At 65.3% G+C, this 24,129-nt stretch carries 26 protein-coding genes and 1 pseudogene; 23 read left to right on the top strand and 4 right to left on the bottom strand.

Annotated features, from left to right (window positions below; all coding sequences use genetic code 11):
- The 15 genes from rpsN to SPICUR_RS08070 all read left to right on the top strand — a co-directional run bounded on the left by rpsN (position 1) and on the right by SPICUR_RS08070 (position 8,395).
- Complete coding sequence (gene rpsN / locus SPICUR_RS08135; protein ID WP_023367912.1) at positions 1-306, top strand: 30S ribosomal protein S14; 306 nt, start codon at positions 1-3, stop codon at positions 304-306.
- 46 nt (positions 307-352) lie between these two features.
- Positions 353-748: a 30S ribosomal protein S8 gene (gene rpsH / locus SPICUR_RS08130; protein ID WP_041381836.1), complete on the top strand. Its 396-nt coding sequence runs from the start codon at positions 353-355 to the stop codon at positions 746-748.
- Positions 749-765: 17 nt separating this feature from the next.
- Positions 766-1,302: a 50S ribosomal protein L6 gene (gene rplF, locus SPICUR_RS08125; protein WP_041381835.1), complete on the top strand. Its 537-nt coding sequence runs from the start codon at positions 766-768 to the stop codon at positions 1,300-1,302.
- Between the two features lie 5 nt (positions 1,303-1,307).
- On the top strand, positions 1,308-1,661 hold the full coding sequence (gene rplR, locus SPICUR_RS08120) for a 50S ribosomal protein L18 (protein ID WP_041382508.1): 354 nt from the start codon (positions 1,308-1,310) through the stop codon (positions 1,659-1,661).
- Positions 1,662-1,678: 17 nt separating this feature from the next.
- Positions 1,679-2,179 carry a 30S ribosomal protein S5 gene (rpsE, locus tag SPICUR_RS08115; RefSeq protein ID WP_023367904.1) on the top strand — a complete coding sequence of 167 codons (501 nt, stop codon included), beginning with the start codon at positions 1,679-1,681 and terminating at the stop codon, positions 2,177-2,179.
- Positions 2,180-2,181: 2 nt separating this feature from the next.
- A complete protein-coding gene (rpmD, locus tag SPICUR_RS08110; protein WP_041381833.1) occupies positions 2,182-2,370 on the top strand; it encodes a 50S ribosomal protein L30 in 189 nt (62 codons plus the stop codon).
- A gap of 3 nt (positions 2,371-2,373) precedes the next feature.
- Positions 2,374-2,808, top strand: coding sequence for a 50S ribosomal protein L15 (gene rplO, locus SPICUR_RS08105; RefSeq protein WP_023367900.1), 435 nt, complete (start codon positions 2,374-2,376; stop codon positions 2,806-2,808).
- A complete protein-coding gene (gene secY, locus SPICUR_RS08100) occupies positions 2,809-4,155 on the top strand; it encodes a preprotein translocase subunit SecY (RefSeq protein ID WP_023367898.1) in 1,347 nt (448 codons plus the stop codon).
- A gap of 23 nt (positions 4,156-4,178) precedes the next feature.
- A complete protein-coding gene (gene rpmJ, locus SPICUR_RS09790; protein WP_069134058.1) occupies positions 4,179-4,295 on the top strand; it encodes a 50S ribosomal protein L36 in 117 nt (38 codons plus the stop codon).
- An 87-nt stretch (positions 4,296-4,382) separates the two neighbouring features.
- Entirely contained in the window at positions 4,383-4,739 is a 357-nt protein-coding gene (gene rpsM, locus SPICUR_RS08095) for a 30S ribosomal protein S13 (protein WP_023367896.1), read from the top strand.
- A 23-nt stretch (positions 4,740-4,762) separates the two neighbouring features.
- A complete protein-coding gene (gene rpsK, locus SPICUR_RS08090; RefSeq protein ID WP_023367894.1) occupies positions 4,763-5,152 on the top strand; it encodes a 30S ribosomal protein S11 in 390 nt (129 codons plus the stop codon).
- Positions 5,153-5,168: 16 nt separating this feature from the next.
- Positions 5,169-5,789, top strand: a complete 621-nt coding sequence (gene rpsD / locus SPICUR_RS08085; RefSeq protein ID WP_023367892.1) for a 30S ribosomal protein S4 — start codon at positions 5,169-5,171, stop codon at positions 5,787-5,789.
- A 39-nt stretch (positions 5,790-5,828) separates the two neighbouring features.
- The gene (locus tag SPICUR_RS08080; RefSeq protein WP_023367890.1) at positions 5,829-6,827 is read left to right on the top strand and encodes a DNA-directed RNA polymerase subunit alpha; all 999 of its coding nucleotides are present in this window, start codon (positions 5,829-5,831) and stop codon (positions 6,825-6,827) included.
- A gap of 12 nt (positions 6,828-6,839) precedes the next feature.
- Positions 6,840-7,235, top strand: coding sequence for a 50S ribosomal protein L17 (gene rplQ, locus SPICUR_RS08075; protein WP_041381831.1), 396 nt, complete (start codon positions 6,840-6,842; stop codon positions 7,233-7,235).
- 179 nt (positions 7,236-7,414) lie between these two features.
- A complete protein-coding gene (locus SPICUR_RS08070) occupies positions 7,415-8,395 on the top strand; it encodes a malate dehydrogenase (protein WP_023367886.1) in 981 nt (326 codons plus the stop codon).
- A 13-nt stretch (positions 8,396-8,408) separates the two neighbouring features.
- On the opposite strand, the gene uvrA is transcribed toward SPICUR_RS08070, so the two are convergent.
- Positions 8,409-11,249, bottom strand: coding sequence for an excinuclease ABC subunit UvrA (gene uvrA / locus SPICUR_RS08065; RefSeq protein ID WP_023367884.1), 2,841 nt, complete (start codon positions 11,247-11,249; stop codon positions 8,409-8,411).
- A 100-nt stretch (positions 11,250-11,349) separates the two neighbouring features.
- On the opposite strand from uvrA, the gene SPICUR_RS08060 reads away from it, so the two are divergent.
- The 3 genes from SPICUR_RS08060 to ssb all read left to right on the top strand — a co-directional run bounded on the left by SPICUR_RS08060 (position 11,350) and on the right by ssb (position 14,835).
- Positions 11,350-12,552, top strand: coding sequence for an MFS transporter (locus SPICUR_RS08060; protein ID WP_023367882.1), 1,203 nt, complete (start codon positions 11,350-11,352; stop codon positions 12,550-12,552).
- Positions 12,549-14,273 (top strand): bifunctional sulfate adenylyltransferase/adenylylsulfate kinase, encoded by a 1,725-nt coding sequence (locus SPICUR_RS08055; RefSeq protein ID WP_023367880.1) that lies wholly within the window; start codon positions 12,549-12,551, stop codon positions 14,271-14,273. Before SPICUR_RS08060 ends, SPICUR_RS08055 begins: the two co-directional genes overlap by 4 nt.
- 103 nt (positions 14,274-14,376) lie before the next feature.
- Positions 14,377-14,835, top strand: coding sequence for a single-stranded DNA-binding protein (gene ssb, locus SPICUR_RS08050; protein WP_041382507.1), 459 nt, complete (start codon positions 14,377-14,379; stop codon positions 14,833-14,835).
- Here ssb and SPICUR_RS08045 read toward each other — a convergent pair.
- The 3 genes and pseudogenes from SPICUR_RS08045 to SPICUR_RS10260 form a co-directional block, all read right to left on the bottom strand.
- Entirely contained in the window at positions 14,832-17,468 is a 2,637-nt protein-coding gene (locus tag SPICUR_RS08045) for an AMP-binding protein (RefSeq protein ID WP_023367876.1), read from the bottom strand. The two genes, ssb and SPICUR_RS08045, sit on opposite strands and share 4 nt — an antisense overlap.
- 1 nt (position 17,469) lies before the next feature.
- Entirely contained in the window at positions 17,470-17,760 is a 291-nt protein-coding gene (locus SPICUR_RS10165) for an HAD-IB family phosphatase (protein ID WP_257719856.1), read from the bottom strand.
- A 41-nt stretch (positions 17,761-17,801) separates the two neighbouring features.
- Positions 17,802-18,029 (bottom strand): annotated as a pseudogene (locus SPICUR_RS10260) (hypothetical protein); the annotation flags it as partial.
- Between the two features lie 180 nt (positions 18,030-18,209).
- Here SPICUR_RS10260 and deoD point away from each other — a divergent pair.
- Genes deoD through SPICUR_RS08015 form a run of 5 tightly spaced genes read left to right on the top strand, consistent with a single transcriptional unit; the run spans position 18,210 to position 24,129 of the window.
- Positions 18,210-18,923: a purine-nucleoside phosphorylase gene (gene deoD / locus SPICUR_RS08035; protein WP_041381829.1), complete on the top strand. Its 714-nt coding sequence runs from the start codon at positions 18,210-18,212 to the stop codon at positions 18,921-18,923.
- An 18-nt stretch (positions 18,924-18,941) separates the two neighbouring features.
- On the top strand, positions 18,942-20,297 hold the full coding sequence (locus SPICUR_RS08030) for a UDP-glucose dehydrogenase family protein (protein WP_023367870.1): 1,356 nt from the start codon (positions 18,942-18,944) through the stop codon (positions 20,295-20,297).
- Positions 20,294-21,730, top strand: a complete 1,437-nt coding sequence (locus tag SPICUR_RS08025; RefSeq protein WP_023367868.1) for a mannose-1-phosphate guanylyltransferase/mannose-6-phosphate isomerase — start codon at positions 20,294-20,296, stop codon at positions 21,728-21,730. Before SPICUR_RS08030 ends, SPICUR_RS08025 begins: the two co-directional genes overlap by 4 nt.
- Positions 21,731-21,742: 12 nt before the next feature.
- Positions 21,743-23,110: a tRNA (N6-isopentenyl adenosine(37)-C2)-methylthiotransferase MiaB gene (miaB, locus tag SPICUR_RS08020; RefSeq protein WP_023367866.1), complete on the top strand. Its 1,368-nt coding sequence runs from the start codon at positions 21,743-21,745 to the stop codon at positions 23,108-23,110.
- Entirely contained in the window at positions 23,107-24,129 is a 1,023-nt protein-coding gene (locus tag SPICUR_RS08015) for a PhoH family protein (RefSeq protein ID WP_041381828.1), read from the top strand. Before miaB ends, SPICUR_RS08015 begins: the two co-directional genes overlap by 4 nt.

Raw genomic sequence — 24,129 nt, 5'->3', positions numbered from 1 at the left:
ATGGCCAAGGTTTCCATGGTCCAGCGAGAGCTCAAGCGTGAGCGCCTTCGCAATAAGCATTCGGCGAAACGCGCCGAGCTTAAGGAGATTATCCGCAGCCCTGCCTCCTCCGAGGAGGAGCGGGTGGCAGCCCAGGAGCAGCTACAGAACCTGCCCCGGAATGCCAGCCCGGTACGGGGCCGCAATCGGTGCAATGTGTCGGGCCGGCCGCGCGGTTACTACCGCAAGTTCGGGCTGTCCCGGAACATGCTCCGCCAGGCCGCCATGCGCGGTGAGATCCCCGGCCTGAAGCTGTCCAGCTGGTAAGTGGCATGGGCAACAGTAACCAGGCAAGGAACCAGGTGACGCGAACATGAGCATGACCGATCCCATCGCGGATATGCTGACCCGCATTCGTAACGGGCAGACCGCTGAGAAGCCGGAGGTCTCGATGCCCTCCTCGAAGTTGAAGCTGGCTATCGTCCGTGTGCTGAAGGACGAGGGCTATGTCCACGACTATCGGGTCGAGGGCACTGAGAAAAAGCCCACGCTGGCGGTGACGCTGAAGTACTACGAGGGCCGTCCGGTCATCGAGGAGATTCAGCGCGTGAGTCGGCCCGGTCTGCGGCGCTTTGAAGGACGGGGAACGCTGCCCCGTGTGCGCGGCGGGCTGGGAACAGCCATCATTTCCACCTCGCAGGGTGTTATGACCGATCGGGCGGCGCGCGACGCCGGCCACGGTGGTGAAGTCCTCTGCGTGGTGTTCTAGGAGCGGGATAAACGGTCATGTCGAGAGTAGCGAACAGTCCGGTGACGATCCCGAGCGGCGTGGAAGTCCATCTGGGCGAGGATCGTCAGGTCACCGTCAAGGGCGCCAAGGGCGAGCTCAGTCACACGGTCCATGAGTGGGTCGATGTCGGACAGGAAGAGCAGACCCTGACGTTTGAGGCGAATCGCAAACGCCAGGCGGCGGTTGCGCTGGCCGGGACCACCCGGGCACTGCTGAATAACATGGTGCACGGCGTCCACGAGGGTTTTGAGCGTCAGCTCAAGCTGGTGGGTGTCGGTTACCGGGCGCAGGCCAAGGGTGAGACGATCAATCTGACGCTCGGGTTCTCGCACCCGGTCGATCATCCGGTGCCCGCCGGGGTCACGGTCGAGACACCGTCAAACACCGAAATCGTGGTCCGTGGAGTGGATAAGCAGCAGGTCGGCCAGGTCGCTGCGGATATCCGCGCTTACCGGCCGCCGGAGCCCTACAAGGGCAAGGGCGTCCGCTATGCCGATGAGCGGGTCATCATGAAGGAAGCCAAGAAGAAGTAATGGCGATGGAAAAGAAGGCAGCAAGAGACCGCCGGGCCCGCAAGGCCCGTGCGAAGATGCGGCAGCTCGGAGCAGTTCGGCTGACCATTCACCGGACGCCGCGCCACACTTACGCGCAGATCATCTCGGCCGATGCATCCCGGACGCTGGCGTCCGCATCGACCCTCGAGAAGGACATGCGCGGGTCGCTCGCCAATGGCGGCAATGTCGAGGCCGCCAAGGCGGTCGGACGGGCGATTGCCGAGCGGGCGAGCGCTGCGGGCGTGACCGAAGTGGCTTTCGATCGTTCGGGCTTCAACTATCACGGCCGGGTGCAGGCGATTGCCGATGCAGCCCGTGAAGCCGGACTCAAATTCTGAATAGGGGCAGGTAGGCGATGGCGACGAACGATGTCAATGGTGAGGGCCTCCGCGAGAAGCTCATTACCATCAACCGCGTGGCGAAGGTCGTTAAGGGCGGCCGCCAGTTCGGCTTTACCGCTCTGACGGTGGTTGGTGACGGCGACGGCTCGGTCGGTTTTGGTTATGGCAAGGCCCGTGAAGTGCCGCTCGCCATCCAGAAGGCGATGGAGCGGGCGCGCTTCAACATGCGGGCGGTGAACCTCAACGGGCCGACCCTGCAGTACGCGATGACCGGCTACCACGGCTCGAGCAAGGTCTACATGCAGCCGGCATCGGCGGGTACGGGGATCATCGCCGGTGGTCCCATGCGTGCGGTGTTCGAGGTCGTGGGCGTCAATGACGTGCTTGCGAAGGCGTTGGGATCGCGGAATCCGATCAACGTCGTGCAGGCGACGATCAATGCCCTGACCGAGTACGATTCGCCGGAGTACGTCGCGGCCAAGCGCGGCAAGACGGTAGAAGAGGTCCAGGGCTGATCATGGCAAAGAGTAAACAGCTTCGCGTGACCGTGGTTCGCAGCTTCGCCAACCGCGTAGCGAGTCACAAGGCGTGCATTGCGGGCCTTGGCCTGCGCCGGATGCACCACAGTGTCGTGGTCGCGGATACGCCGGAGAATCGAGGGATGATCAATAAGGTCTCCTACATGCTCTCCGTCGAGGAGGTCTAGGAAATGCGTTTGAATACACTACGTCCGGCACCGGGTTCGCGGCCTGACGCCGAGCGCGTCGGCCGTGGCGCGGGCTCGGGTATGGGCAAGACCGCGCGTCGGGGTCACAAGGGTCAGAAGTCCCGTAGCGGCGGCTTCACCAAGGTCGGCTTCGAGGGCGGTCAGATGCCGCTGCAGCGTCGGGTGCCGAAGGTCGGCTTCAACTCGCGCAAGGGCCAGTATGTCGCCGAGGTCCGGCTGCATGAGGTCGGACAGGTCGACGGCGATGAGGTGACGCTGGATACGCTGCAGGCGGCCGGTGTCGTTCCGCGCAATGCGCGCCAGGCCAAGGTCGTGCTGTCCGGTGAGGTCCACCGGGCTGTCACCCTGCGGGGTGTGCGGGCAACGGCGGGCGCACGGGCGGCCATCGAAAAAGCTGGCGGCAAGGTCGAGGTTTAAGTGGCCGGGCCATCCGCCAATGCTGGCTCGTTCGGGGGCGTGGGCCGTCTGACGGAAGTCCGTCAGCGGCTCACCTTTGTGGTGATCGCGCTGGTCATCTATCGGCTCGGTGCGCATATCACGATCCCGGGCATTGACCAGGGCGCACTCGCGGAGATGTTCGAACAGCAGTCGGGGACCATCCTCGATATGTTCAACATGTTCTCCGGGGGCGCGCTGGGGCGCCTGTCGATCTTTGCACTGGGTGTGATGCCGTATATCTCTGCATCGATCATCATGCAGCTCATGTCGGCGGTGGTGCCCTACCTCAAGCAGCTGCGCAATGAGGGTGAGCAGGGCCGGCGGGCCATCACCAAGTACACGCGCTACGGCACGCTGGGGCTTGCCCTGTTCCAGGGCATCGGTATCACCGTCGCGCTCCAGAACCAGGGCGTCGTCCTCAACCCGGGACCGATGTTCGTGTTCATCGGGACCACGACGCTGGTCACCGGGACGATGTTCCTGATGTGGCTGGGCGAGCAGATCACCGAACGGGGCATTGGCAATGGGATCTCACTGATCATCTTCGCCGGCATCGTGGCCGGGTTGCCCTCGGCGCTTGGCGGAACGCTTGAGCTGACGCGGACCGGTGAGCTCGGCATCCCGACCGTGATCGTGCTGTTGGCGCTGGCGGTCGGTGTCATCTGGTTCATCGTGTTCATGGAACGCGGTCAGCGCCGGATCACGATCAACTATGCGCGCCGTCAGCAGGGTCGGAAGATGTACGCGGGGCAGACCAGTCATCTGCCGCTGAAGATCAACATGGCCGGCGTCATTCCGGCGATCTTCGCCTCGAGCATCATCCTCTTCCCGGCAACCATCGGTCAGTGGTTCGGCGAGATGGAAGGGCTCGCCTGGATGCAGCGGCTCGGGCAGACGCTCAGCCCCGGGCAGCCGCTCTACATTGCGTTCTATGCGGCGGCGATCATCTTCTTCTGCTTTTTCTACACCGCACTGGTGTTCAATTCGCGGGATACCGCCGACAATCTCAAGCGCTCAGGCGCGTTCATTCCCGGCGTGCGTCCGGGTGAACAGACCTCTCGCTACATCGATAAGGTCATGACGCGGCTCACACTGGTGGGCGCGGGATACATCACAGCGGTGTGCCTGCTTCCGGAGTTCCTGATCCTCTATCTCAACGTGCCGTTCTATTTCGGTGGAACCTCGTTGCTGATCATCGTGGTCGTGGTCATGGACTTCATGTCGCAGCTTCAGGCCCATCTGGTCTCGCACCAGTACGAGCCGCTGATGAAGAAAGCTAATCTGCAGGCGCACGGCCGTGGTGGCGGCAGCGGCCTGGCACGCTGAACAGGAAATTTGGAGACGGGACGATGAAAGTACGTGCCTCAGTCAAGAAGATCTGCCGCAACTGCAAGGTAATCAAGCGGGGCGGCACAGTAAGGGTGATCTGCACCTCCGACGCCCGGCATAAACAGCGTCAGGGCTGACGACAACGCATATCTTGAATGCTAATGGGTGATCTGGTTATACTGCCGGGTTTCCGAGTGAAAAGAATAATCCTGGAGTAACGGCTCATGGCCCGTATTGCTGGCGTCAACATTCCCGCCAACAAACATACAGTGATCGCGCTGACCTCGATTTACGGCGTAGGCCGGACTCGTGCAGCCGATATCTGCAAGGCAGCGGACATCGCACCCGATCGCAAGATCCGCGAGCTCACCGATGATGAGCTCGAGCGTGTGCGCGCTGTCGTCAATGAATATGCCGTCGAGGGCGATCTGCGCCGTCAGGTGGCCATGGACATCAAGCGACTGATGGATATGGGCTGCTACCGCGGTATCCGCCATCGGCGCGGTATGACGGTCCGCGGGCAGAGCACGCAGACCAACGCACGGACCCGTAAGGGACCGCGTCGCTCCGTCACCCGTTAACGCAATAGCAGGACAGGTTTTAAATGGCCAAGCCAACCACCCGCACCCGTAAGCGCGTCAAGCGCACGGTTGTCGATGGCATCGCGCATGTCAACGCGAGCTTCAACAACACGGTGATCACCATTACCGACCGTCAGGGCAACGCGCTCGCCTGGGCCAGTGCCGGCGGCAGTGGCTTTCGTGGATCACGCAAGAGCACGCCGTTCGCAGCGCAGGTCGCCTCGGAGCGTGCCGGCGAGTCCGCCAAGGACTATGGGCTCAAGAACCTCGATGTGCGGGTGAAAGGGCCGGGCCCCGGGCGCGAGTCCGCGGTCCGCGCGCTGAACAACGTCGGCTACCGCATTACCAATATCGAAGACGTGACGCCTATTCCGCATAACGGATGCCGTCCGCCCAAGAAGCGTCGCGTCTGATCAGGGGATCATAGAAATGGCACGTTACATCGGACCGACCTGCAAACTCGCGCGCCGCGAGGGAACAGATCTTTATTTGAAGAGCGGCGTCCGCTCACTCGACAGCAAGTGCAAGCTCGACACGCCGCCCGGCCAGCACGGTCAGCGTCGGGGGCGGCTCTCGGACTATGGGCTTCAGCTGCGCGAAAAGCAGAAGGTCCGCCGTATGTACGGCGTGCTCGAGAAGCAGTTCCGCAAGTATTACCGCGAGGCAGACCGCCGCAAGGGCAACACCGGCGAGAATCTGCTGCAGCTGCTCGAGACGCGGCTCGACAACGTCGTCTACCGGCTGGGCTTTGCCGCGACGCGGGCGGAGGCACGCCAGCTGGTGGCCCACCGCGCGGTGCTGCACAACGGGCGGACCACCAACGTCGCGTCGGCCGAAGTGAAGCCCGGTGACGAGGTCGCCATCCGCGAGCGGGCGCAGAAGCAGCTGCGGGTGCAGGCGGCGCTCGAGATGGCGCAGCAGAATGGCGTGCCGGAGTGGCTCGAGGGCGACTCGAAGAATTTCAAGGGATCGTTGAAGCAGCGGCCGGAGCGGGCTGAGCTCGCCGCCGAGATCAACGAATCCCTGATTGTTGAGCTTTATTCCAAGTAGTGCCGCGAGTGGCGTCACTACCGATCAGGAGTGGTATTCATGCAGGGTCAGTTTAAGGACTTCCTTAAACCCCGGGTGGTCGATGTGGATGCGGTGAGTGACAAGCGCGCCCGCATCACCCTCGAGCCGCTTGAGCGCGGTTTCGGTCATACGTTGGGCAATGCGCTTCGGCGCGTCCTTCTCTCCTCCATGCCGGGGTTCGCCGTCACCGAAGTCGAAATCGACGATGTGCTGCACGAGTACACCGCGATGGACGGGGTGCAGGAAGACGTCGTCGACATCCTGCTCAATCTCAAGGGACTGGCGGTCCGTCTGACAGGACGGGAGCAGGCCACCCTGCGGTTGAGCAAAAAGGGGCCGGGCGCCGTGACGGCCGGCGATATCGCGGATGAGCAGAATATCGAGGTCAAGAACCCGGAACTGGTCATCTGCAATCTGACCAAGGCCGGTGAGATCAGCATGTCCATCACCGTGGCGAGTGGACGGGGTTACGAGCCCGCGACGGCCCGTGATCCGGAAGAGGAGCGCACCATCGGCCGGCTGGCGGTGGATGCGACCTACAGCCCGGTGCGGCGGGTCTCGTACAACGTCGAGAGCGCGCGTGTCGAACAGCGCACCGATCTGGACAAGCTGGTGATGGACGTCGAAACCAGTGGCGTGATGGAGCCGGAGGAAGCGGTCCGGCTGGCCGCCGGCGTCCTGCGCGACCAGATGTCGGTGTTCGTCGATCTGGAGGGCGGTGAAGGGGCCGCCCAGCCGCGGCGCAAGGAGCCCGACGTGGATCCGGTCCTGCTGCGGCCGATCGATGATCTGGAGCTCACGGTGCGTTCGGCGAACTGCCTCAAGGCGGAGAGCATCCACTATGTCGGCGATCTCGTGCAGCGCACCGAGGTGGAGTTGCTCAAGACGCCGAATCTTGGCAAGAAATCACTCAACGAAATCAAGGAAGTCCTGGCACAGAACGGGCTTCAACTCGGCATGCGTCTCGAGAACTGGCCGCCGGCGGGTCTCGAAGACGGCAACCGGGCCATGGGTTAAGGGGAAAGACTGATGCGTCATCGTAAAGCTGGACGAAAACTCAATCGGAACAGTTCCCACCGCCAGGCGATGTTCCGCAATATGTCTGCGTCGCTGTTCGAGCATGAGGCGATCCGGACCACGCTCCCCAAGGCTAAGGAGCTTCGGCGTGTGGCGGAGCCGCTCATCACGCTCGCGGGCAACGACACCACGGCCAACCGTCGGCTGGCGTTCTCGCGGCTGCGCAACAAGGCGATCGTCAGCAAGCTCTTCGATGAGCTCGGACCGCGCTACAGCGAGCGCCCCGGTGGGTACCTGCGGATTCTCAAGGCCGGTTACCGGGCGGGCGACAACGCGCCGATGGCGTTTGTGGAGCTGGTGGATCGGCCCGTGGTCGAGGAAGACGACGAGCAGGAAGAGGTCGCCTGAGGGCGATTCTCCCCGGGCCTTGCGTCGGTGTTCGCCGACGCCACAAGAAAAGCCGCCGCGGGGCGGCTTTTTTATGGCTGCAGAGCCGCCTCCTGCGGTCAGGGAGGGTCTTCTGCTAGACTCCGGGCACCTGCGGCAGTGAGGAAAGCTGGCGCTTAAGACGTTGATGGAGGAGTCCGATGAAGACACCTGTACGTGTAGCGGTCACCGGCGCAGCCGGCCAGATCGGTTATAGCCTTTTGTTCCGCATTGCCTCGGGCGACATGCTCGGGCCCGATCAGCCGGTGATCCTGCAGCTCCTCGAGGTGCCGCCCGCCATGGATGCCGTGCAGGGCGTCATGATGGAGATCGACGACTGCGCGTTTCCGCTGGTCGCGGGGCTCCAGGCCAGTGATAAGCCCGAGGAGACGTTCCAGGATGCCGATTACATCCTCCTCGTCGGTGCGAAGCCGCGCGGACCGGGGATGGAGCGCAAGGACCTCCTCGAGGCCAACGCCGCGATCTTCTCGGCGCAGGGGCAGGCGATGAATGCGGTGGCGAGCCGCGATGTGCGCGTCCTCGCGGTGGGTAATCCGGCCAATACCAACGCCCTGATCGCACGGCATAACGCGCCGGATCTCGATCCGCGCTCGTTCACGGCGATGACCCGGCTGGATCATAACCGGGCGCTGGCGCAGCTCGCCAACCGCACGGGCAGCCATGTCACCGGGATCGAGCGCTTGACGGTCTGGGGCAATCACTCGGCCACACAGTACCCGGATGTGACCCATGCGGTGGTGGACGGCAAGGCGGCGGGCGAGCTCGTCGACCAGAGCTGGCTCGAGGAGAGCTTCATCCCCACGGTCCAGCAGCGCGGTGCCGCCATTATCAAGGCGCGTGGCCAGTCCAGTGCCGCCTCGGCCGCCAGTGCCGCCATCGACCACATGCGCGACTGGACCCTCGGGACGAGCGGCGATGACTGGGTGAGTATGGCGATCCCCTCGGATGGTAGCTATGGCATTACCGAGGGCCTGATCTACTCCTTTCCGGTCCGCTGCGTCGACGGGCGCTACGAGATCGTCCAGGGGCTTGAGATCGATGCCTTCTCACGCGAGCGCATGAGCGCGACCGAGCAGGAGCTCATCGAGGAGCGGGACGCGGTCAAACACCTGTTGCCCTGAGGGCGCCGGCTTTTCACCGCGCGCCCGGTGCGGCGAGTAGCGGTCCCAGATAGCGGCCGGTATGCGACTTCGGCTCGGCCGCGACGGCCTCGGGTGTCCCGGTGGCGACGATCCGGCCCCCGCCGCCGCCGCCCTCGGGTCCCAGGTCGATCAGCCAGTCACAGGTCTTGATCACATCGAGATTATGCTCGATGACCACCAGCGTGTTGCCCTCATCGCGCAGTCGATGCAGGACCTCGAGCAGCTGGGCGATATCGTGGAAATGCAGTCCGGTGGTGGGCTCATCGAGGATGTAGAGCGTCTGGCCCGTGCTCTGGCGGGACAGTTCGCGGGCCAGCTTGATGCGCTGTGCCTCCCCGCCCGAGAGTGTCACCGCGTTCTGGCCGAGTTTGACGTAGCCAAGCCCCACTTCGACCAGCGTGCGCAGCTTCCGGGCGAGGGCGGGGATGCTTGAGAAGATCTCCAGCGCCTCGCTGACGCTCATCCCGAGCACATCGGCGATGGTGTGGCCCCGATAGCGGATCTCGAGGGTCTCGCGGTTGTAGCGGGCGCCTCGGCAGGTGTCGCAGGGGACGTAGACATCGGGCAGGAAGTGCATGGCGACCCGGATGACGCCATCGCCCTGACAGGCCTCGCAGCGCCCGCCGCGGACGTTGAAACTGAATCGACCGGCGCCGTAGCCCCGCGAGCGGGCCTCGGCGGTGGCGGCGAAGAGCTCGCGGATCGGCGTGAAAAGCCCGGTATAAGTGGCTGGGTTGGAGCGCGGCGTTCGCCCGATGGGGCTCTGATCGATATCCACAACCTTGTCGAAATGCCCCAGCCCATCGATCGCCTCACAGTCCGCCGGTGCGGTGTCGGCGCCATTGAGTGCGGCGGCCGCGGCTGGATACAGGGTGCTGTTCACCAGCGTTGACTTGCCCGAGCCGGAGACACCGGTGACGCCGGTCATCAGCCCCGCCGGCAGGCTCGCATCCACTGACTGGAGGTTATGGCCGCGCGCCCCGCGGATATCGATCATCCGGGCCGGATCGGGCGCGTTGCGATGCGTGGGCACGTCGATGCGGCGGCGACCGGCCAGATAGTCACCGGTCAGTGAGTCGGCTGAGTCCATGAGCGTGTCGGCCGTGCCGGTGGCGATCACGGCACCGCCCTCGTGGCCCGCACCCGGGCCCATGTCGACGATATGATCGGCCGCCCGGATCGCGTCCTCGTCATGCTCGACCACAATGACGGTGTTATCCAGATCACGCAGATGCCGCAGTGTATCCAGCAGGCGGTTGTTATCGCGCTGGTGCAGACCGATCGACGGCTCGTCGAGGACATACATCACCCCGACCAGGCCGGCGCCGATCTGGCTGGCGAGGCGGATCCGCTGGGCTTCGCCGCCGGAGAGGGTGTCGGCGCTGCGCTCGAGGCTCAGGTAGTCGAGGCCGACGTTCACCAGAAACCGCAGACGCTGGCCGATCTCGCGCAGGATGCTCTCGGCGATCGTGGCACGGGCACCGGTCAGGTCCAGCGCCGCCATGGCGCGTGCCGTCTCACCGATGGACAGGGCGTTGATGGTGGCCAGATCATAGCCGGCCACGGTGACATGACGGGCCGCGGCATTGAGCCGGCTGCCATCGCAGTCCGGGCAGGTCCGTCGGGTCAGATAGCGGGCCAATTCCTCGCGCACAGCGGTGGATTCGGTCTCGCGATAGCGGCGGGTCATGTTGTTGACGACGCCCTCGAATGGGTGCTCGCTCACCTGACCCCGCCCGCGCCGGGCCCCGGCATAGTGGAAGCGGATCGGCGTCTCGCCACTGCCGTAGAGCAGGATCTCCCGGACGTCCGCCGGCAGCGACCGCCAGGGGGTGTCGACATCGAAACCGTAATGGTTCGCCAGGTCGTTGATGATCTGACCGTAGTAGGCGTTGCGCCGGTCCCAGCCCCGGACCGCGCCGGCCGCCAGAGAGAGCTCGGGATGGGCGACGACGCGGGCCGGATCGAAGAACTGCTCCACGCCCAGCCCGTCACAGGTCGGACACGCGCCCTGGGGGTTATTGAATGAGAAAAGCCGTGGCTCCAGCTCGCTGATCGTATACCCGCACTCCGGGCAGGCGTAGCGGGCCGAGAACACCAGCGGCGGATGGTCGGCATCGTCGATGTCGGCGAGTTCCGCAACGTCTTCGCCGAGTGCCAGACAGGTCTCCAGCGAATCCGCCAGTCGGATCGCCAGATCGGGCCGGATGCGGAAGCGATCGATGACCACATCGATATCATGGGCGGCATGGGCATCGAGTGCCGGTCGCTCATCGAGGTCCACCACTCGGCCGTCCACCCGCGCGCGCACGAACCCCTGGTTGCGCAGATCAGCGAATACCTCGCGATGTTCACCCTTGCGGCCGCGGATCCGGGGAGCCAGCAGCATATAGCGGCGGTCATCGGGTTGGGCGAGGATCTGATCGACCATCTCGCTGACCGTCTGGGCCTCGAGTGCGTGGCCGTGACTGGGACAGTGCGGCGTGCCGGCGCGGGCGAACAGCAGCCGCAGGTAGTCATGGATCTCGGTGGCCGTGCCCACGGTGGAGCGCGGGTTATGAGACGTGGATTTCTGCTCGATGGCGATCGCCGGTGAGAGCCCCTCGATATGATCGACGTCGGGCTTGTCCATCATCGACAGGAACTGACGGGCATAGGCCGAGAGTGATTCGACATAACGCCGCTGACCTTCGGCATAGAGCGTGTCGAAGGCGAGCGACGACTTGCCCGAGCCGGACAGGCCGGTGATGACGATCAGCTTGCCGCGCGGCAGTCTGAGATGGAGGTCACGCAGATTATGGGTACGCGCGCCCTCGATGACGATTGAGTCCATGGGCTTCCCGGGTCGGACAATTTGATAGTATAACGCGCCAGTACTCACCCGACCGACAGGGGAAAACGTGCACGGCAAAAAGCCATCCAGCGCTGGATCAATGAATCCCGCGGAGCGTCGGGCCACGGCGGGCCTCGCCACGATCTTTGGCCTGCGGATGCTGGGATTGTTCCTCATCCTCCCGGTTTTCGCGCTCTACGGCACTGAACTCAGTGGTGCGACACCGGCGCTGATCGGTCTCGCAGTCGGGGCCTACGGGCTCACCCAGGCGATTCTGCAGATCCCCTTCGGCATGCTCTCGGATCGCATCGGGCGACGCCCGGTGATCGTGTTCGGGCTTCTGGTCTTCGCGCTCGGGAGTGGTGTGGCCGCCGAGGCGGAGACGATCTATGGCGTGATCCTGGGGCGCGCGCTGCAGGGCTGTGGCGCGATCGCGGCCGCGGTCATGGCACTGGCCGCCGACCTGACCCGCGATCGCCAGCGCACCAAATCCATGGCGTTCATCGGCATCAGTGTCGGGGTCGCGTTCATGATCGCGCTGGTGGCGGGCCCGGCGATCGCCGCGCAGGCCGGGCTGGGTGGAGTCTTCTGGGCGACCGCCGGCCTGGCGCTGGTGGCGGTGGCCCTGCTCTACGGGCTCGTGCCGGGCGGCGGCGAGGTCGCGTTCCGGCCCGAGGTCAACGCCCGCGCGGGGGGGCTGCCGATCGTGCTGCGCAGTCCCGATCTGCTGCGCCTTGATCTCGGCGTACTGGTACTGCACCTGGTCCTGACCGCCAGTTTCGTTGTCCTGCCGGTGGTGCTCGAATCACAGCTGGGCATCGCCGGCGGTGATCACTGGATGGTCTACATACCGGTACTCACGCTCTCGGTGCTGGGCATGGGGGCACTGATCGGTATCGGCGAGCGACGCCGGATCCTGCATCGGTTGCTGGCGTTCGTCGCCGCGCTGGTGATCGTGGCCGATCTGATCCTCGCGGGATACAGCCAGTCCCTGCCAGCGGTGCTGTTGGGGCTGTGGCTGTTTTTCGTGGGCTTTAACACCCTCGAGGCGAGTCTGCCCTCACTGCTGACCCGATTCGCGCCGGATGGCTTGCGGGGGACGGCGCTCGGCGTCTATTCCACGGCCCAGTTCCTGGGCGCCTTCCTCGGCGGTGTCCTCGGTGGCGCCATCCAGGGTGCCTATGGCGTGAGTGGTGTATTCATTTTCTGCGCGCTGGCGGCGGGGGTGTGGCTGTTGGCCGCAGTCGGCCTCAGTGCTCCGGCCTCCTATCGTGAGGCAACAACTGAAGCGGAGACGACATGACGGACCTGATCCCGCCTTACGGCGGCACCCTCAAGGACCTGAGGCTGGATGCGGCGACCGCGGAATCGGTCAAGGCCGATGCGGTGGATTATCCGAGCTGGGATCTCACCGATCGCCAGCTCTGCGACCTTGAACTCCTCGCCAACGGTGGCTTCTCGCCCCTCGAGGGTTTCATGGACCAGCGCGACTACGATGGGGTGGTCAGCGACATGCGCCTCGCCGACGGGACGCTCTGGCCGGTACCGATCACGCTTGATGTGAGCGAGGCCTTCGCGACAACGCTCCAGGCCGGTGATCGCGTGGCACTGCGTGATCCGGAGGGCGTCATCCTGGCGATCCTCACCGTCTCCGACCTCTGGCGCCCGGACCACGAGCGCGAGGCCGAGCGGGTCTATGGCACCCGCGATCCGGCGCACCCGGCAGTGACGTGGCTGCGTGAACAAAGCCACCCGGTCTATGTGGGTGGCCGGATCGAGGCGCTCGATCTGCCCGGTCACTATGACTTCACGCATCTGCGCCTGACCCCGGCTGCGCTCCGCGAGCGCTTCCAGCGCAATGGCTGGCGCCGCATCGTCGCCTTCCAGACCCGCAATCCCATGCACCGCGCCCATGTCGAGCTGACCTTTCTCGCCGCCCGTCAGGCGGAGGCCAATCTGCTGATCCACCCGGTCGTGGGGATGACCAAGCCCGGTGATGTCGATCATTACTCGCGGGTGCGCTGCTATGAGCATGTGCTGCACAAGTATCCCGAGCAGACAACGGCGCTGTCGCTACTGCCGCTTGCGATGCGCATGGGCGGACCGCGCGAGGCGGTCTGGCACGCCATCATCCGTCGCAACTATGGCTGCACTCACCTGATCGTCGGTCGTGATCACGCCGGTCCGGGCAAGGACAGCCAGGGCGAGGAGATCTATGGCCCCTATGATGCGCAGGACATGGTCACCCGGTATGCCGACGAGCTGGGTATCCAGATGGTGCCATTCCGGATGATGGTCTATGTCCAGGAGCGGGCCGGGTATGCGCCGATCGACGAGGTGGACGAGTCGACGGAAACGGTGATGAACATCTCCGGCACCGAGTTCCGCCGGCGCATGCGTGAAGGCCTGGAGATTCCCGACTGGTTTGGTTACCCCGAGGTGGTCGAAGAGCTTCGCAAGACCTTCCCGCCCCGCGCGAAGCAGGGCTTTACGCTGTTTTTCACCGGCCTTTCCGGGTCGGGAAAGTCCACCATTGCCAATGCAGTGATGGTCAAACTCATGGAACGGGGCGGACGCCCGGTGACGCTGCTCGACGGTGATCGGGTCCGCAAGCATCTCTCCAGCGAACTGGGCTTCTCCAAGGCGCACCGCGATCTCAATATCCGTCGGATCGGCTTTGTCGCGGCCGAGATCACGCGTAACGGGGGCGCGGCTATCTGTGCACCCATCGCGCCCTACAGCGCCACCCGCCAAGCCGTGCGCGAGATGGTCGAGTCGGCCAATGGCGGGTTTCTCGAAATCCATGTCGCCACGCCCCTTGAGGAGTGTGAGCGCCGCGATCGCAAGGGCCTCTATGCCCGGGCCCGAGCCGGTCAGATCACCGGCTTCACCGGCATCGATGATCCCTACGAAGCGCCCGAGATGCCGGAGCTGCGGATTGATACCACCGACTGCTCGGTGGAAGAGGCCGCTCAGCAGGTCCTGCTCAAGATCGAGGCCATGGGGTTCATGGACCTGCAGTGACCATTGGTCGGCCGGGCATTTGGTCGGCCGCCATGAACGGGTAGAGTGGAGACACATGGCGGTGGTCGGAGCGACCCCGCCCCATCAGTCAACGGAGGCAGTCATGGCGCGTGGAGTCAATAAAGTCATTCTTATCGGTAATCTCGGCGCCGATCCCGAGGTCCGCTATTCCGCCGCGGGAAGCGCGATCACCAACGCGCGACTCGCCACCACCGATCAGTGGAAGGACCGTCAGACCGGCGAGCAGCAGGAGAAGACCGAGTGGCATCGGATCGTGTTTTTCGGCCGGCTGGCGGAGATCTCGGGTGAATACCTGAAAAAGGGCTCGAAGATATTCGTGGAGGGACGGCTGCAGACCCGCAAATGGCAGGGTCAGGACGGTCAGGACAAGTACACGACGGAGATCGTGGCCAATGACATGCAGATGCTCGATGGCGCCGGTGGTGGCGGCATGGGCGGTGGTGCCGGCGGCGGCATGAAGCAGTCCGCGCCCGCGTCGAGTCAGGAGCCGGCCCCGCAGACTGCCCCGGTGGATGATTTCGACGACGACATTCCGTTCTAGGGGCCGCGCCCGGCTCCCAGCGCCTCCAGGGCCGCGCTGACCGACGCTACGATCGTCCGACTGTCGCTGCCGTACTGCTCAGGGTAGAGCGGCTCACCGATCCGGATCCGAATCGTGCCGTGACTCGGGATCAGCTGGCCGACGGGTAGCACAGTCTCCGTCCCCTCGATCCACACGGGCACAACGGGGACGGGATGCGCGGCCAGGAGCAGGCCGATGCCCGGCCGCAGGGGCTGCAGGGCCTCGTCCGTCCCGCGCTGTCCTTCCGGAAACCACACCAGGGAGTGACCGCGTTGCAGTGCCGCCGCCGCCAGCGCCAGGCTGCGCTGGGGTGCCGCACCGGGGTCGATCGGCAGGATCCGGGCGACATGGCTGAAGGTACGGCGCAGCGCCGACGAGAACAGCAGCCCGGTCCACCCCGCCCAGAATAGCGGCTCCATCTGCCGGCGGGTCAGGCTCTCGGTCAGGGCAATGGGGTCATAGGCGCTGACATGCCGCGGGGTGATCAGGAACGGGCCGTCCTGCGGCCATGCCCCCTCCACCTCGATCCGGGCGAAGCGTCGATTGATCTGCCGGCAGGCGCCCAGGGCCACCCGGGCCGTGGCATAGCGCAGTGGACCGCGGGGTGTGAGAGGGCGTGTCGATGATTCATCGAGCAGCGCCTCAGGGTCGGCCAGCTGCTCGGTCAGGGTCGCCGGCGCCTGTCCCTCGGCGGCGAGTGCCGCGGGATCGGCCTGGATGACCTCCTGGAGCAGGTCGCGGACCGTCTCGACCCGACCAATCGCCGCGTCGTCGAGTTCGATCCCCGCCTGTTCGCGGAGACCGATCCCCAGGTCCATCCAGCCCAGTGAGTCCAGCCCCAGATCGAGATGCAGCCGGCTGTCCGGGGTCAGGCGCTGGTCGGCGAAACGCTCGGTGAGATAGCGCCAGGTGGCGAGCGCCGATTCATCGGCAAGCAGGGCCTGATCCTCGGGCGCCATCGCCTCGGGGTCGATGGGCGCCTGGCGTGTCTCTGGCTGATCGCTACCGAGGCGCTCGAAAAGGCGCGCGAGGTGGGGACGGCGCAGCTTGCCGAGGCGGGTCCGAGGTAAGGGATCCGCACTCAACTGGGCATTGCCGATCGCATGATGGGCGGGCAGATCGGCCTGGGCGGCACGGATCGCCGCATCGATCGCCGCCTGGGGTCCGTCGTCCGGTGGATCATGGGTTTCGGGCACGATCACCGCCGCCAGTCGGCCATGATCCGCCAGCACACCGGCTTCGCGGATGGCCGGTTGTGCGTTCAATGCCCGCTCGACGCGTTCCGGATCGATGTTCTCGCCCCCCGCCAGCACCAGGGTGGACGACAGCCGACCGGTGAGGTGCAGATACCCCTGGTCATCGATCTGACCGCCATCGCCGGTGCGAAGCCAGCCCGCGTCGTCGAATACCGCCGCCGGATCGACGGCGTCGTTGTGATAGCCCGCGAAGACGTTCGGTCCACGGGCGCGCACCTCGCCATCGACAACCCGCAGCGATACGCCGGGCAGGGGCCGGCCGGCGGTCTCGAGGCGTGCGTCTCCCGGTGCGTTGAGGGTGAGGATCGGCGCCGTTTCCGTGAGGCCATAGCCACTCGCGAGCGTCCAGCCCAGGCCCTGCAGGCGGCGGGCAATGACCGGATCGAGCGCCGCACCGCCGTTCACCGCCAGACGTAGCGCCGGCGCCAGGCGTTTCATCACCGGCCGGAACAGCCAGCGCCCCACGGGCCAGCCAAGACGCGACTGGAGCCGCTGACAGGTCTCGACGCTGGCGTGAAAGAGCCGCTGCCGCCAGGGCCGCCGGCCGCCGAGCCGTTCCTCAAGCCGACTCCATAGTGCCTCGTAGAGCCGTGGCACGCCCAGCAGGATGGTCGCCCGGCTGTCCCGCAGCGCTTCGGCGATGCGCGGTCCAACCAATGACTGCGGCATGACCAGCGTCGCGCCCACGCCGAGCACCGTGAGCAGCCCGACGCTGAATGGATAGACATGATGCAGCGGCAGGGGCAGCAGCACCCGGTCTTCCGGTCCGGCGATGCGCTCCTCGAGCAGGGCGCGGACATTACTGACCAGGTTGGCGTGGGTGAGCGGGACGCCCTTCGGCGGCCCGGTGGTGCCGGAGGTGTAGAACAGCGTGGCGGTGTCGCCGGTGGCGGGCCCGTCCCGCGGCGTCGGCGCCATCGAGGTATCACCGCTCACCGTCAGGTCCAGTGAATCGAGCTCGATGATGGGAACGGCGGTTGGGGAGTCCGGCAGCGCGGGGCGCAGCGCCCGGGTGATATAGATCCGGGCGGGATCGGCATCGGTGATCACATGGGCCAGGTCATCGCGGTTCATCTGGGCATCCACCGGGACCAGGACCGCACCGTGCATCAGTGTGGCGAGCGCGATGACGACCCACTCGATGCTGTTGGGCGCCTGGATCAGGATCCGGTCACCACGACTGAGCCCCGCGGTCTTCAGGGTCTGCGCATGGGCCTCGGCCATCGCCAGGAGGTGGTGACGGTCGATGGTGACTGCGCCGGTGGCCGTATAGGCGATGATCGCGGGCCGTTGTGCAGTCCCTGGCGCGGTGCGGATGAGCGCGGGGATCGTCGGGCCATCGGCATCGTCTGCCATGTCAGCGCAGTCCCCGGTAAGTCGCATGATCGGCGAGAGCCAGCATCTCGGTGTCCCCTGCGGTATCGCCGTAGGCATAGATCGGATGATAGGCGGCTGGATCGAGCAGCGCCCGAAGCCGCACGACCTTCTCCGCACCGCGGCAGTTGGGGCCCGCCAGCTCGCCGGTGAGCCGACCGTTACGGCGCTCCATATGGGTCGCCAGCAGTTCGATGCCGAGCGAGTCGGTCCAGGGCCGCAGCCATTCGCTGACCGAGGCCGAGCCCCCCCGGGGCCCGCCTGCCGGTGCCAGTTGAGTCGCGCGCGGGCCTCGGGGCGGAGGAGCCGGTCGAGATGGTTGAGCGCGTAGTCGCGGCCCAGTGCCCGGAATGACGCGTCCGCCATGCCGCCGAAGAAATGACGCAGTAAATGGACCTTGGCGTGATCGCGGTGGACGGCGCCCAGCGGCACACCCAGCAGCGAGGGTGCGAGGCGCACGCCCGCGGCCAGGCAGCGCGCGACGCCGAACTGCGTGATCAGCAGATCGCTGAGCGTATCCCTGCGGGTGAGCGTGCCATCCATATCGAACAGGGCCAGTGGGCCGGCATCGGTCATGAGGGGTTTCCTGTGAATGAGTCCTGCATTCTGCCGCCACTGGGCACCGAATGCATCTTCACCGCGGCTGATGGCTGGTCAGTCGGTTGTGGGGTGAGTAGAGTTCTGGCGTCTGATCATGCATTCAATCGTAAAGGAGCGAACCCCATGGCCACGCCGCATATTAGTGCCGAGCCGGGCGATTTTGCCGATACTGTGCTCATGCCGGGCGACCCGCTGCGCGCGAAAGTGATCGCCGACAACTACCTCGAGGATGTCCGCGAAGTCACCAACACCCGCAACATGCTCGGCTACACCGGACGCTATGGTGATACGCCGGTGTCGGTCATGGGGTCGGGCATGGGTATTCCGTCGATGTCGATCTATGCGTTTGAGCTCTATACCCAGTATGAGGTGGAGAAGATCATCCGTGTGGGGACCTGTGGCGGCATCAGCCCGGCGGTGAAGGTGCGGGACATCATCGTGGCGATGGGCGCGTCCACCGACTCAAGCGTCAATCGCACCCGCCTGGATGGGGATGATTTCGCGGCGATCGCCGATTACGGCCTGCTTGAGTCGACGGTCACGGCGGCGCGGGCGGCCGGCGCGACGCCGCGTGTCGGAAATGTCTTCTCCTCGGAGCTTTTCTACAACCCGCGGGCGAATTTCTTCGACACGCTCAAGGCCCACGGCATTCTCGCCGTGGAGATGGAGGCGGCGGGCCTCTATGGGGTGGCGGCCGAGACCGGCAAGCGTGCGGTCAGTGTGCTGACGGTCAGCGATCATGTCGTGATCGGTGCGTCCACCAGTGCCGATGAGCGCCAGAACAGCTTCCAGGAAATGATGCAGGTGGCGCTGGAAGCCGCCGCCAACGCGCACTGACGCCAGCGGAGGGCACGGATGCGAGTCAGTATTTTCGGCACCGGCTATGTCGGTCTCGTCACCGGGGCATGTTTCGCGGAGGTGGGCAACGACGTGGTCTGCGTCGACGTCGATGCCACCAAGATCGAAGCACTCAATCGCGGTGAGATACCCATCTTCGAGCCGGGCCTCGAGGCGATGGTCATGCGCAACCGCGAGGCGGGGCGCCTGCAGTTCACGACCGACGCCGACCAGGCGGTCGGCCATGGCGAGTTCCAGTTCATCGCGGTGGGCACGCCTCCCGAAGAGGATGGCTCGGCGGATCTGCGCCATGTCCTGGCCGTCGCCGACAGCATTGCCGCCTCAATGGATGAGGCGCGCATCATTGTCGATAAATCCACCGTGCCGGTGGGTACGGCGGACCGCGTCCGCGAGACGGTGGAGCGTCGACTGCACACGCGCGGGGTGGCGGTGCCCTACTCGGTGGTGTCCAATCCGGAGTTCCTCAAGGAAGGCGCCGCCATCGACGACTTCATGAAGCCCGAGCGTGTCATCGTCGGCTGTGACGACGCCCGGGCCCGCGAAAAGCTGCATGCCCTGTACGCACCATTCAACCGCAACCACGATCGGCTGATCAGCATGGATGTGCGCTCGGCGGAGCTCACCAAATACGCCGCCAACGCCATGCTCGCGACCAAGATCAGTTTCATGAACGAGCTCGCCAACATCGCCGACCGGGTCGGGGCGGATATCGAGCGCGTGCGGATCGGCATCGGTGCCGATCCCCGGATCGGCTATCATTTCATCTATCCCGGCGCCGGCTACGGTGGGTCGTGCTTTCCCAAGGATGTCCAGGCCCTGGCCCGCACCGCGCACGATGTTGATTACGTCCCGCAGCTGCTGCAGGCGGTCGAGGAGGTCAACGATCGCCAGAAGCACTATCTGTTCAACCGCATTCGTGAGCATTATCACGGTGATCTCACCGGGCGACGCTTCGCGCTGTGGGGGCTGTCGTTCAAGCCCAATACCGACGATATGCGCGAGGCCGCCAGCCGGCGGTTGATGGAGTCGCTCTGGGAGGCCGGCGCGTCGGTGCAGGCCTTCGACCCGAAGGCGATGGACGAGGTGCGACGGCTGTACGGCGACCGGGCGGGACTGACCCTCTGTGACAGTCCGGATGCCACGCTCGAGGGCTGTGATGCGCTGGTCATCATGACGGAGTGGAATCAGTTCCGGAGCCCCGATTTTGATCTCATCCGGACGCGCCTGAACGAGCCGGTGATCTTCGATGGCCGGAATCTCTACGATCCGGCGGTGCTGGCGGGGCTCGGGTTCCATTACTACGCCATCGGGCGTCCGCCGGTGGTCCCCGGAAACGCAGGAGAATTGGCGTGAGTGATCGGACAACCCCACTGCCGGTTCATCCGGTCATCCTCTCCGGCGGGATTGGCTCGCGGCTCTGGCCCCTGTCGCGCGAGAGCTATCCGAAGCAGTTTCTGGATGTCGCCGCCGGCGGTCGGACGCTGGTGCAGCAGACACTCGAGCGCCTTGAGGGGACGCCGGATCTGGCCTCGCCGATGGTGATCTGCAACCAGTCGCATCGCTTCCTTGTCGCCGAACAGCTCCGCGACAATCCGCTGGGTCGCGCACAGATCCTGCTCGAACCGATGGGCCGCAACACCGCGCCGGCCGTGGCCGTCGCCGCGCTGCAGGCACTGCGCGCCTCGTCGGATGCGGTCCTGGCGGTATTCCCAGCCGATCACCTGGTCGGCGAGCCGGCGCATCTGCGCGCGGCGGTGATCGAGGCGATCGAGGCCGCCCGCGAGGGTGGGCTGGTCACCTTTGGCGTCGTGCCGACCCGTCCCGAGACGGGCTATGGCTATATCGAGGCGGGTGAGCCGGTCAATGCCGGGCCGGCCCGTGTGGTCCGGCGCTTTGTGGAAAAGCCCGACGCCGAGACGGCCCAGGCCTATCTGGAGAGCGGCCGGTTCTACTGGAATTCAGGGATGTTCGTGATGCGCGCGTCGCGTTATCTCGATGCCCTCAAGCGCCACGCACCGGCCATCCTCGAGGCCTGCGAGGCGGCGGTCGAGGCGGCCGAACAGGATATGGATTTCGTGCGCCTGGACGAGGCCGCCTTCGAGCGCTGTCCCGCCGATTCCATCGACTACGCGGTGATGGAGCAGACCGACGCCGCGGTGACCCTGCCGCTCGATGCCGACTGGAATGATCTTGGATCGTGGGCGACGCTGATGGACGCGGCCGAGCGCGACAGCGTCGGCAATGTGCTGCTCGGTGATGTCATGGCTGAGGACAGCCGTAACAACTATGTGCGCGCCGAGAGCCGGCTGGTGGCAACGGTGGGGCTCGAGGATCATGTCGTCGTCGAAACGGCGGATTCGGTGCTGGTGGCGTCCCGTGACCAGGTCCAGTCAGTCAAGCGCATCGTCCAGCGACTGCAGGATGACGGCCGCGCCGAGGCGCTCGAGCATCGCCAGGTCCACCGCCCCTGGGGCAGCTACGAGGGCCTGGTGCGCTCGGAGCGATTCCAGGTCAAGCGCATCATCGTTACGCCGGGATCGCGCCTGTCGCTGCAGATGCATCATCATCGCGCCGAGCACTGGGTGGTGGTCCGGGGCACCGCCCGCGTGACCCGGGGCGACGAGGTCTTCCTGCTCGGTGAGGACCAGTCCACTTATATCCCGCTGGGAACGGTCCATCGGCTGGAGAACCCCGGCATGATCCCGCTCGAGCTGGTGGAGGTGCAGTCGGGCAGCTATCTTGGTGAGGACGATATCGTCCGCATTGAGGATCACTATGGGCGCTAGTATTCTTAACGCATGACACAACGAGTATATGTGCGCACCCACGGCTGCCAGATGAACGAGTATGACTCCATCAAGATGGTGGATATCCTCGCGGCCGAGGGTGACTATGAGCGGGTGAAAACGCCGGAAGCCGCGGACATCATCCTCCTGAACACCTGCTCGATCCGCGAGAAGGCCCAGGAGAAGGTGTTCTCCGAGCTGGGCCGCTGGCGGGCGCTGAAAGACACCCATCCGGATCTGCTGATTGGCGTGGGCGGCTGCGTCGCCAGTCAGGAAGGCGCGGCGATCGTCGAGCGGGCGCCCTACGTCGACATGGTGTTCGGTCCGCAGACGCTTCATCGCCTGCCGGACATGGTCACCCGGGCCCGCGATTCGGGACGCGCGGTGGTGGACGTCAGTTTCCCGGAGATCGAGAAGTTCGACCGCTTGCCGGAGGCACGTGCCGAGGGGCCAACGGCCTTTGTCTCGATCATGGAGGGTTGCAGTAAGTACTGCAGCTTCTGCGTGGTGCCCTACACCCGCGGGGAGGAGATCAGCCGCCCGTTCGAGGACGTGCTCGCGGAATGCGCCGAGCTCGCGGAACAGGGTGTGCGAGAGGTGACGCTGCTGGGCCAGAACGTCAATGGCTATGCCGCTGAGGGCCCGGCTGGCGAGGCCGCGGATCTGGCGCTGCTGATCCATTATGTCGCGGCCATCGATGGGATCGATCGTATCCGCTTCACCACCTCGCATCCGCTCGACTTCAACCAGGCCCTCGTCGATGCCTACGCACAGGTGCCGGAACTGGTGAATCACCTGCATCTGCCGGTTCAGAGCGGTTCGGACAATGTCCTCGCGCTGATGAAGCGCAACCATGGCCGGGATCATTTCCTTGATCTGGTGGGTCGGCTGAAGGCGGCGCGTCCGGATATCACCCTGTCGTCGGATTTCATCATCGGCTTCCCCGGTGAGATGGACCGCGATTTCGAGGCCACGATGGATCTGGTCGAGCAGGTCGGCTTCGACCAGTCGTTCAGTTTCATCTTCTCGCGGCGTCCCGGTACGCCGGCCGCGCAGCTGCCCGACGCGACGTCGGCGGACGCCAAGAAGGCCAGGCTCCAGCGCCTTCAGGCGAAACTCGACGACAACGCCCAGGCGATCAGCGCGTCCATGGTCGGACGGGTCGAGTCGGTGCTGGTCGACGGGGTCTCGCGCAAGGATGCCGATGAGATCAAGGGTCGGACGCAGAACAATCGGGTCGTCAATTTCCCGGGTAATCGCCGGCTCATCGGGCGTTTCGTCAACGTTCGCATCACCGAGGCACGGGCGCACTCCCTGCGCGGTGAGATGGTGGATGTCGATACCCGTCTCGAGCCTGACCTGGCAGTGGCGTCGGCTTGAGCGAGCGAGGCGCTGCCGAGACCGTGGATTTCACACTCACGCCGGCGGATAACGAGCGGCTCGCCAATCTCTGTGGGCAGTTTGACGAGAACCTCCGCCAGCTCGAGCGGCGGCTGGGTGTCGAGATCGAGAACCGTGGTCATCGCTTTCGCATCATTGGCGATGAGGCGGCAACGGATGTGGCGCGGGATGTGGTCCGGGCCCTCTATCGACAGACCCCGCGGGAGGCGATTGGCGCCGAACACGTCCATCTGCAGCTGCGCAGCGCCGAGGCGGAGGCCGAGGCGCCCACGCCGGGCGCACCGGCGGCCGCCGCCGATGAGGCCGGTGACGATGGGAGCGGCGACGATGTCTCGATCCCCACCCGCAAGGGGATGATCCGGGGTCGGGGGCCCAATCAGCGCGGTTACCTGGCCGCCATTCAGCGCTGCGATCTGACCTTCGGGATTGGACCGGCGGGCACCGGCAAGACCTACCTGGCGGTGGCCTGCGCGGTGGAGGCGCTGCAGCAGGATCGCGTCCAGCGCCTGGTGCTGGTGCGCCCCGCGGTCGAGGCCGGCGAGCGGCTCGGCTTCCTGCCCGGCGATCTGGCGCAGAAGGTCGATCCCTATCTACGGCCCCTCTACGACGCCCTTTTCGAGATGCTCGGCTTCGAGCGGGTCAATAAGCTCATCGAGCGTAACGTCATTGAGGTGGCGCCGCTCGCCTACATGCGCGGCCGCACGCTGAACGGGGCGTTCATCATCCTTGACGAGGCGCAGAACACAACCGTCGAGCAGATGAAGATGTTCCTGACCCGTCTCGGCTTTGGATCCACCGCTGTGGTGACCGGCGACGTGACGCAGATCGATCTGCCGGCCGGCAAGACATCGGGACTGCGTGATGCGGTCGATGTACTGCACGACATCAACGGTGTCAGCTTCACCTTCTTCAGCGCCCGGGATGTGGTCCGCCATGATCTGGTCCAGCGGATTGTCCGTGCCTATGACCGCCATGCCGGCGATTCACCCGACGACTGA

Source organism: Spiribacter curvatus (assembly GCF_000485905.1).
Taxonomy (GTDB): domain Bacteria; phylum Pseudomonadota; class Gammaproteobacteria; order Nitrococcales; family Nitrococcaceae; genus Spiribacter; species Spiribacter curvatus.
The sequence above is the reverse complement of the archived record's forward strand: the minus strand, read 5'-3'. Positions and strand labels throughout refer to the sequence as shown.

Excerpts from the sequence above, each read along its gene's own strand:
- rpsN (WP_023367912.1), top strand. The coding sequence starts at position 1 with ATGGCCAAGGTTTCCATGGTCCAGCGAGAGCTCAAGCGTGAGCGCCTT.
- rpsH (WP_041381836.1), top strand. The coding sequence starts at position 353 with ATGAGCATGACCGATCCCATCGCGGATATGCTGACCCGCATTCGTAAC.
- rplF (WP_041381835.1), top strand. The coding sequence starts at position 766 with ATGTCGAGAGTAGCGAACAGTCCGGTGACGATCCCGAGCGGCGTGGAA.
- rplR (WP_041382508.1), top strand. The coding sequence starts at position 1,308 with ATGGAAAAGAAGGCAGCAAGAGACCGCCGGGCCCGCAAGGCCCGTGCG.
- rpsE (WP_023367904.1), top strand. The coding sequence starts at position 1,679 with ATGGCGACGAACGATGTCAATGGTGAGGGCCTCCGCGAGAAGCTCATT.
- rpmD (WP_041381833.1), top strand. The coding sequence starts at position 2,182 with ATGGCAAAGAGTAAACAGCTTCGCGTGACCGTGGTTCGCAGCTTCGCC.
- rplO (WP_023367900.1), top strand. The coding sequence starts at position 2,374 with ATGCGTTTGAATACACTACGTCCGGCACCGGGTTCGCGGCCTGACGCC.
- rpmJ (WP_069134058.1), top strand. The coding sequence starts at position 4,179 with ATGAAAGTACGTGCCTCAGTCAAGAAGATCTGCCGCAACTGCAAGGTA.
- rpsM (WP_023367896.1), top strand. The coding sequence starts at position 4,383 with ATGGCCCGTATTGCTGGCGTCAACATTCCCGCCAACAAACATACAGTG.
- rpsK (WP_023367894.1), top strand. The coding sequence starts at position 4,763 with ATGGCCAAGCCAACCACCCGCACCCGTAAGCGCGTCAAGCGCACGGTT.
- rpsD (WP_023367892.1), top strand. The coding sequence starts at position 5,169 with ATGGCACGTTACATCGGACCGACCTGCAAACTCGCGCGCCGCGAGGGA.
- SPICUR_RS08080 (WP_023367890.1), top strand. The coding sequence starts at position 5,829 with ATGCAGGGTCAGTTTAAGGACTTCCTTAAACCCCGGGTGGTCGATGTG.
- rplQ (WP_041381831.1), top strand. The coding sequence starts at position 6,840 with ATGCGTCATCGTAAAGCTGGACGAAAACTCAATCGGAACAGTTCCCAC.
- SPICUR_RS08070 (WP_023367886.1), top strand. The coding sequence starts at position 7,415 with ATGAAGACACCTGTACGTGTAGCGGTCACCGGCGCAGCCGGCCAGATC.
- uvrA (WP_023367884.1), bottom strand. The coding sequence starts at position 11,249 with ATGGACTCAATCGTCATCGAGGGCGCGCGTACCCATAATCTGCGTGAC.
- SPICUR_RS08060 (WP_023367882.1), top strand. The coding sequence starts at position 11,350 with ATGAATCCCGCGGAGCGTCGGGCCACGGCGGGCCTCGCCACGATCTTT.
- SPICUR_RS08055 (WP_023367880.1), top strand. The coding sequence starts at position 12,549 with ATGACGGACCTGATCCCGCCTTACGGCGGCACCCTCAAGGACCTGAGG.
- ssb (WP_041382507.1), top strand. The coding sequence starts at position 14,377 with ATGGCGCGTGGAGTCAATAAAGTCATTCTTATCGGTAATCTCGGCGCC.
- SPICUR_RS08045 (WP_023367876.1), bottom strand. The coding sequence starts at position 17,468 with ATGGCAGACGATGCCGATGGCCCGACGATCCCCGCGCTCATCCGCACC.
- deoD (WP_041381829.1), top strand. The coding sequence starts at position 18,210 with ATGGCCACGCCGCATATTAGTGCCGAGCCGGGCGATTTTGCCGATACT.
- SPICUR_RS08030 (WP_023367870.1), top strand. The coding sequence starts at position 18,942 with ATGCGAGTCAGTATTTTCGGCACCGGCTATGTCGGTCTCGTCACCGGG.
- miaB (WP_023367866.1), top strand. The coding sequence starts at position 21,743 with ATGACACAACGAGTATATGTGCGCACCCACGGCTGCCAGATGAACGAG.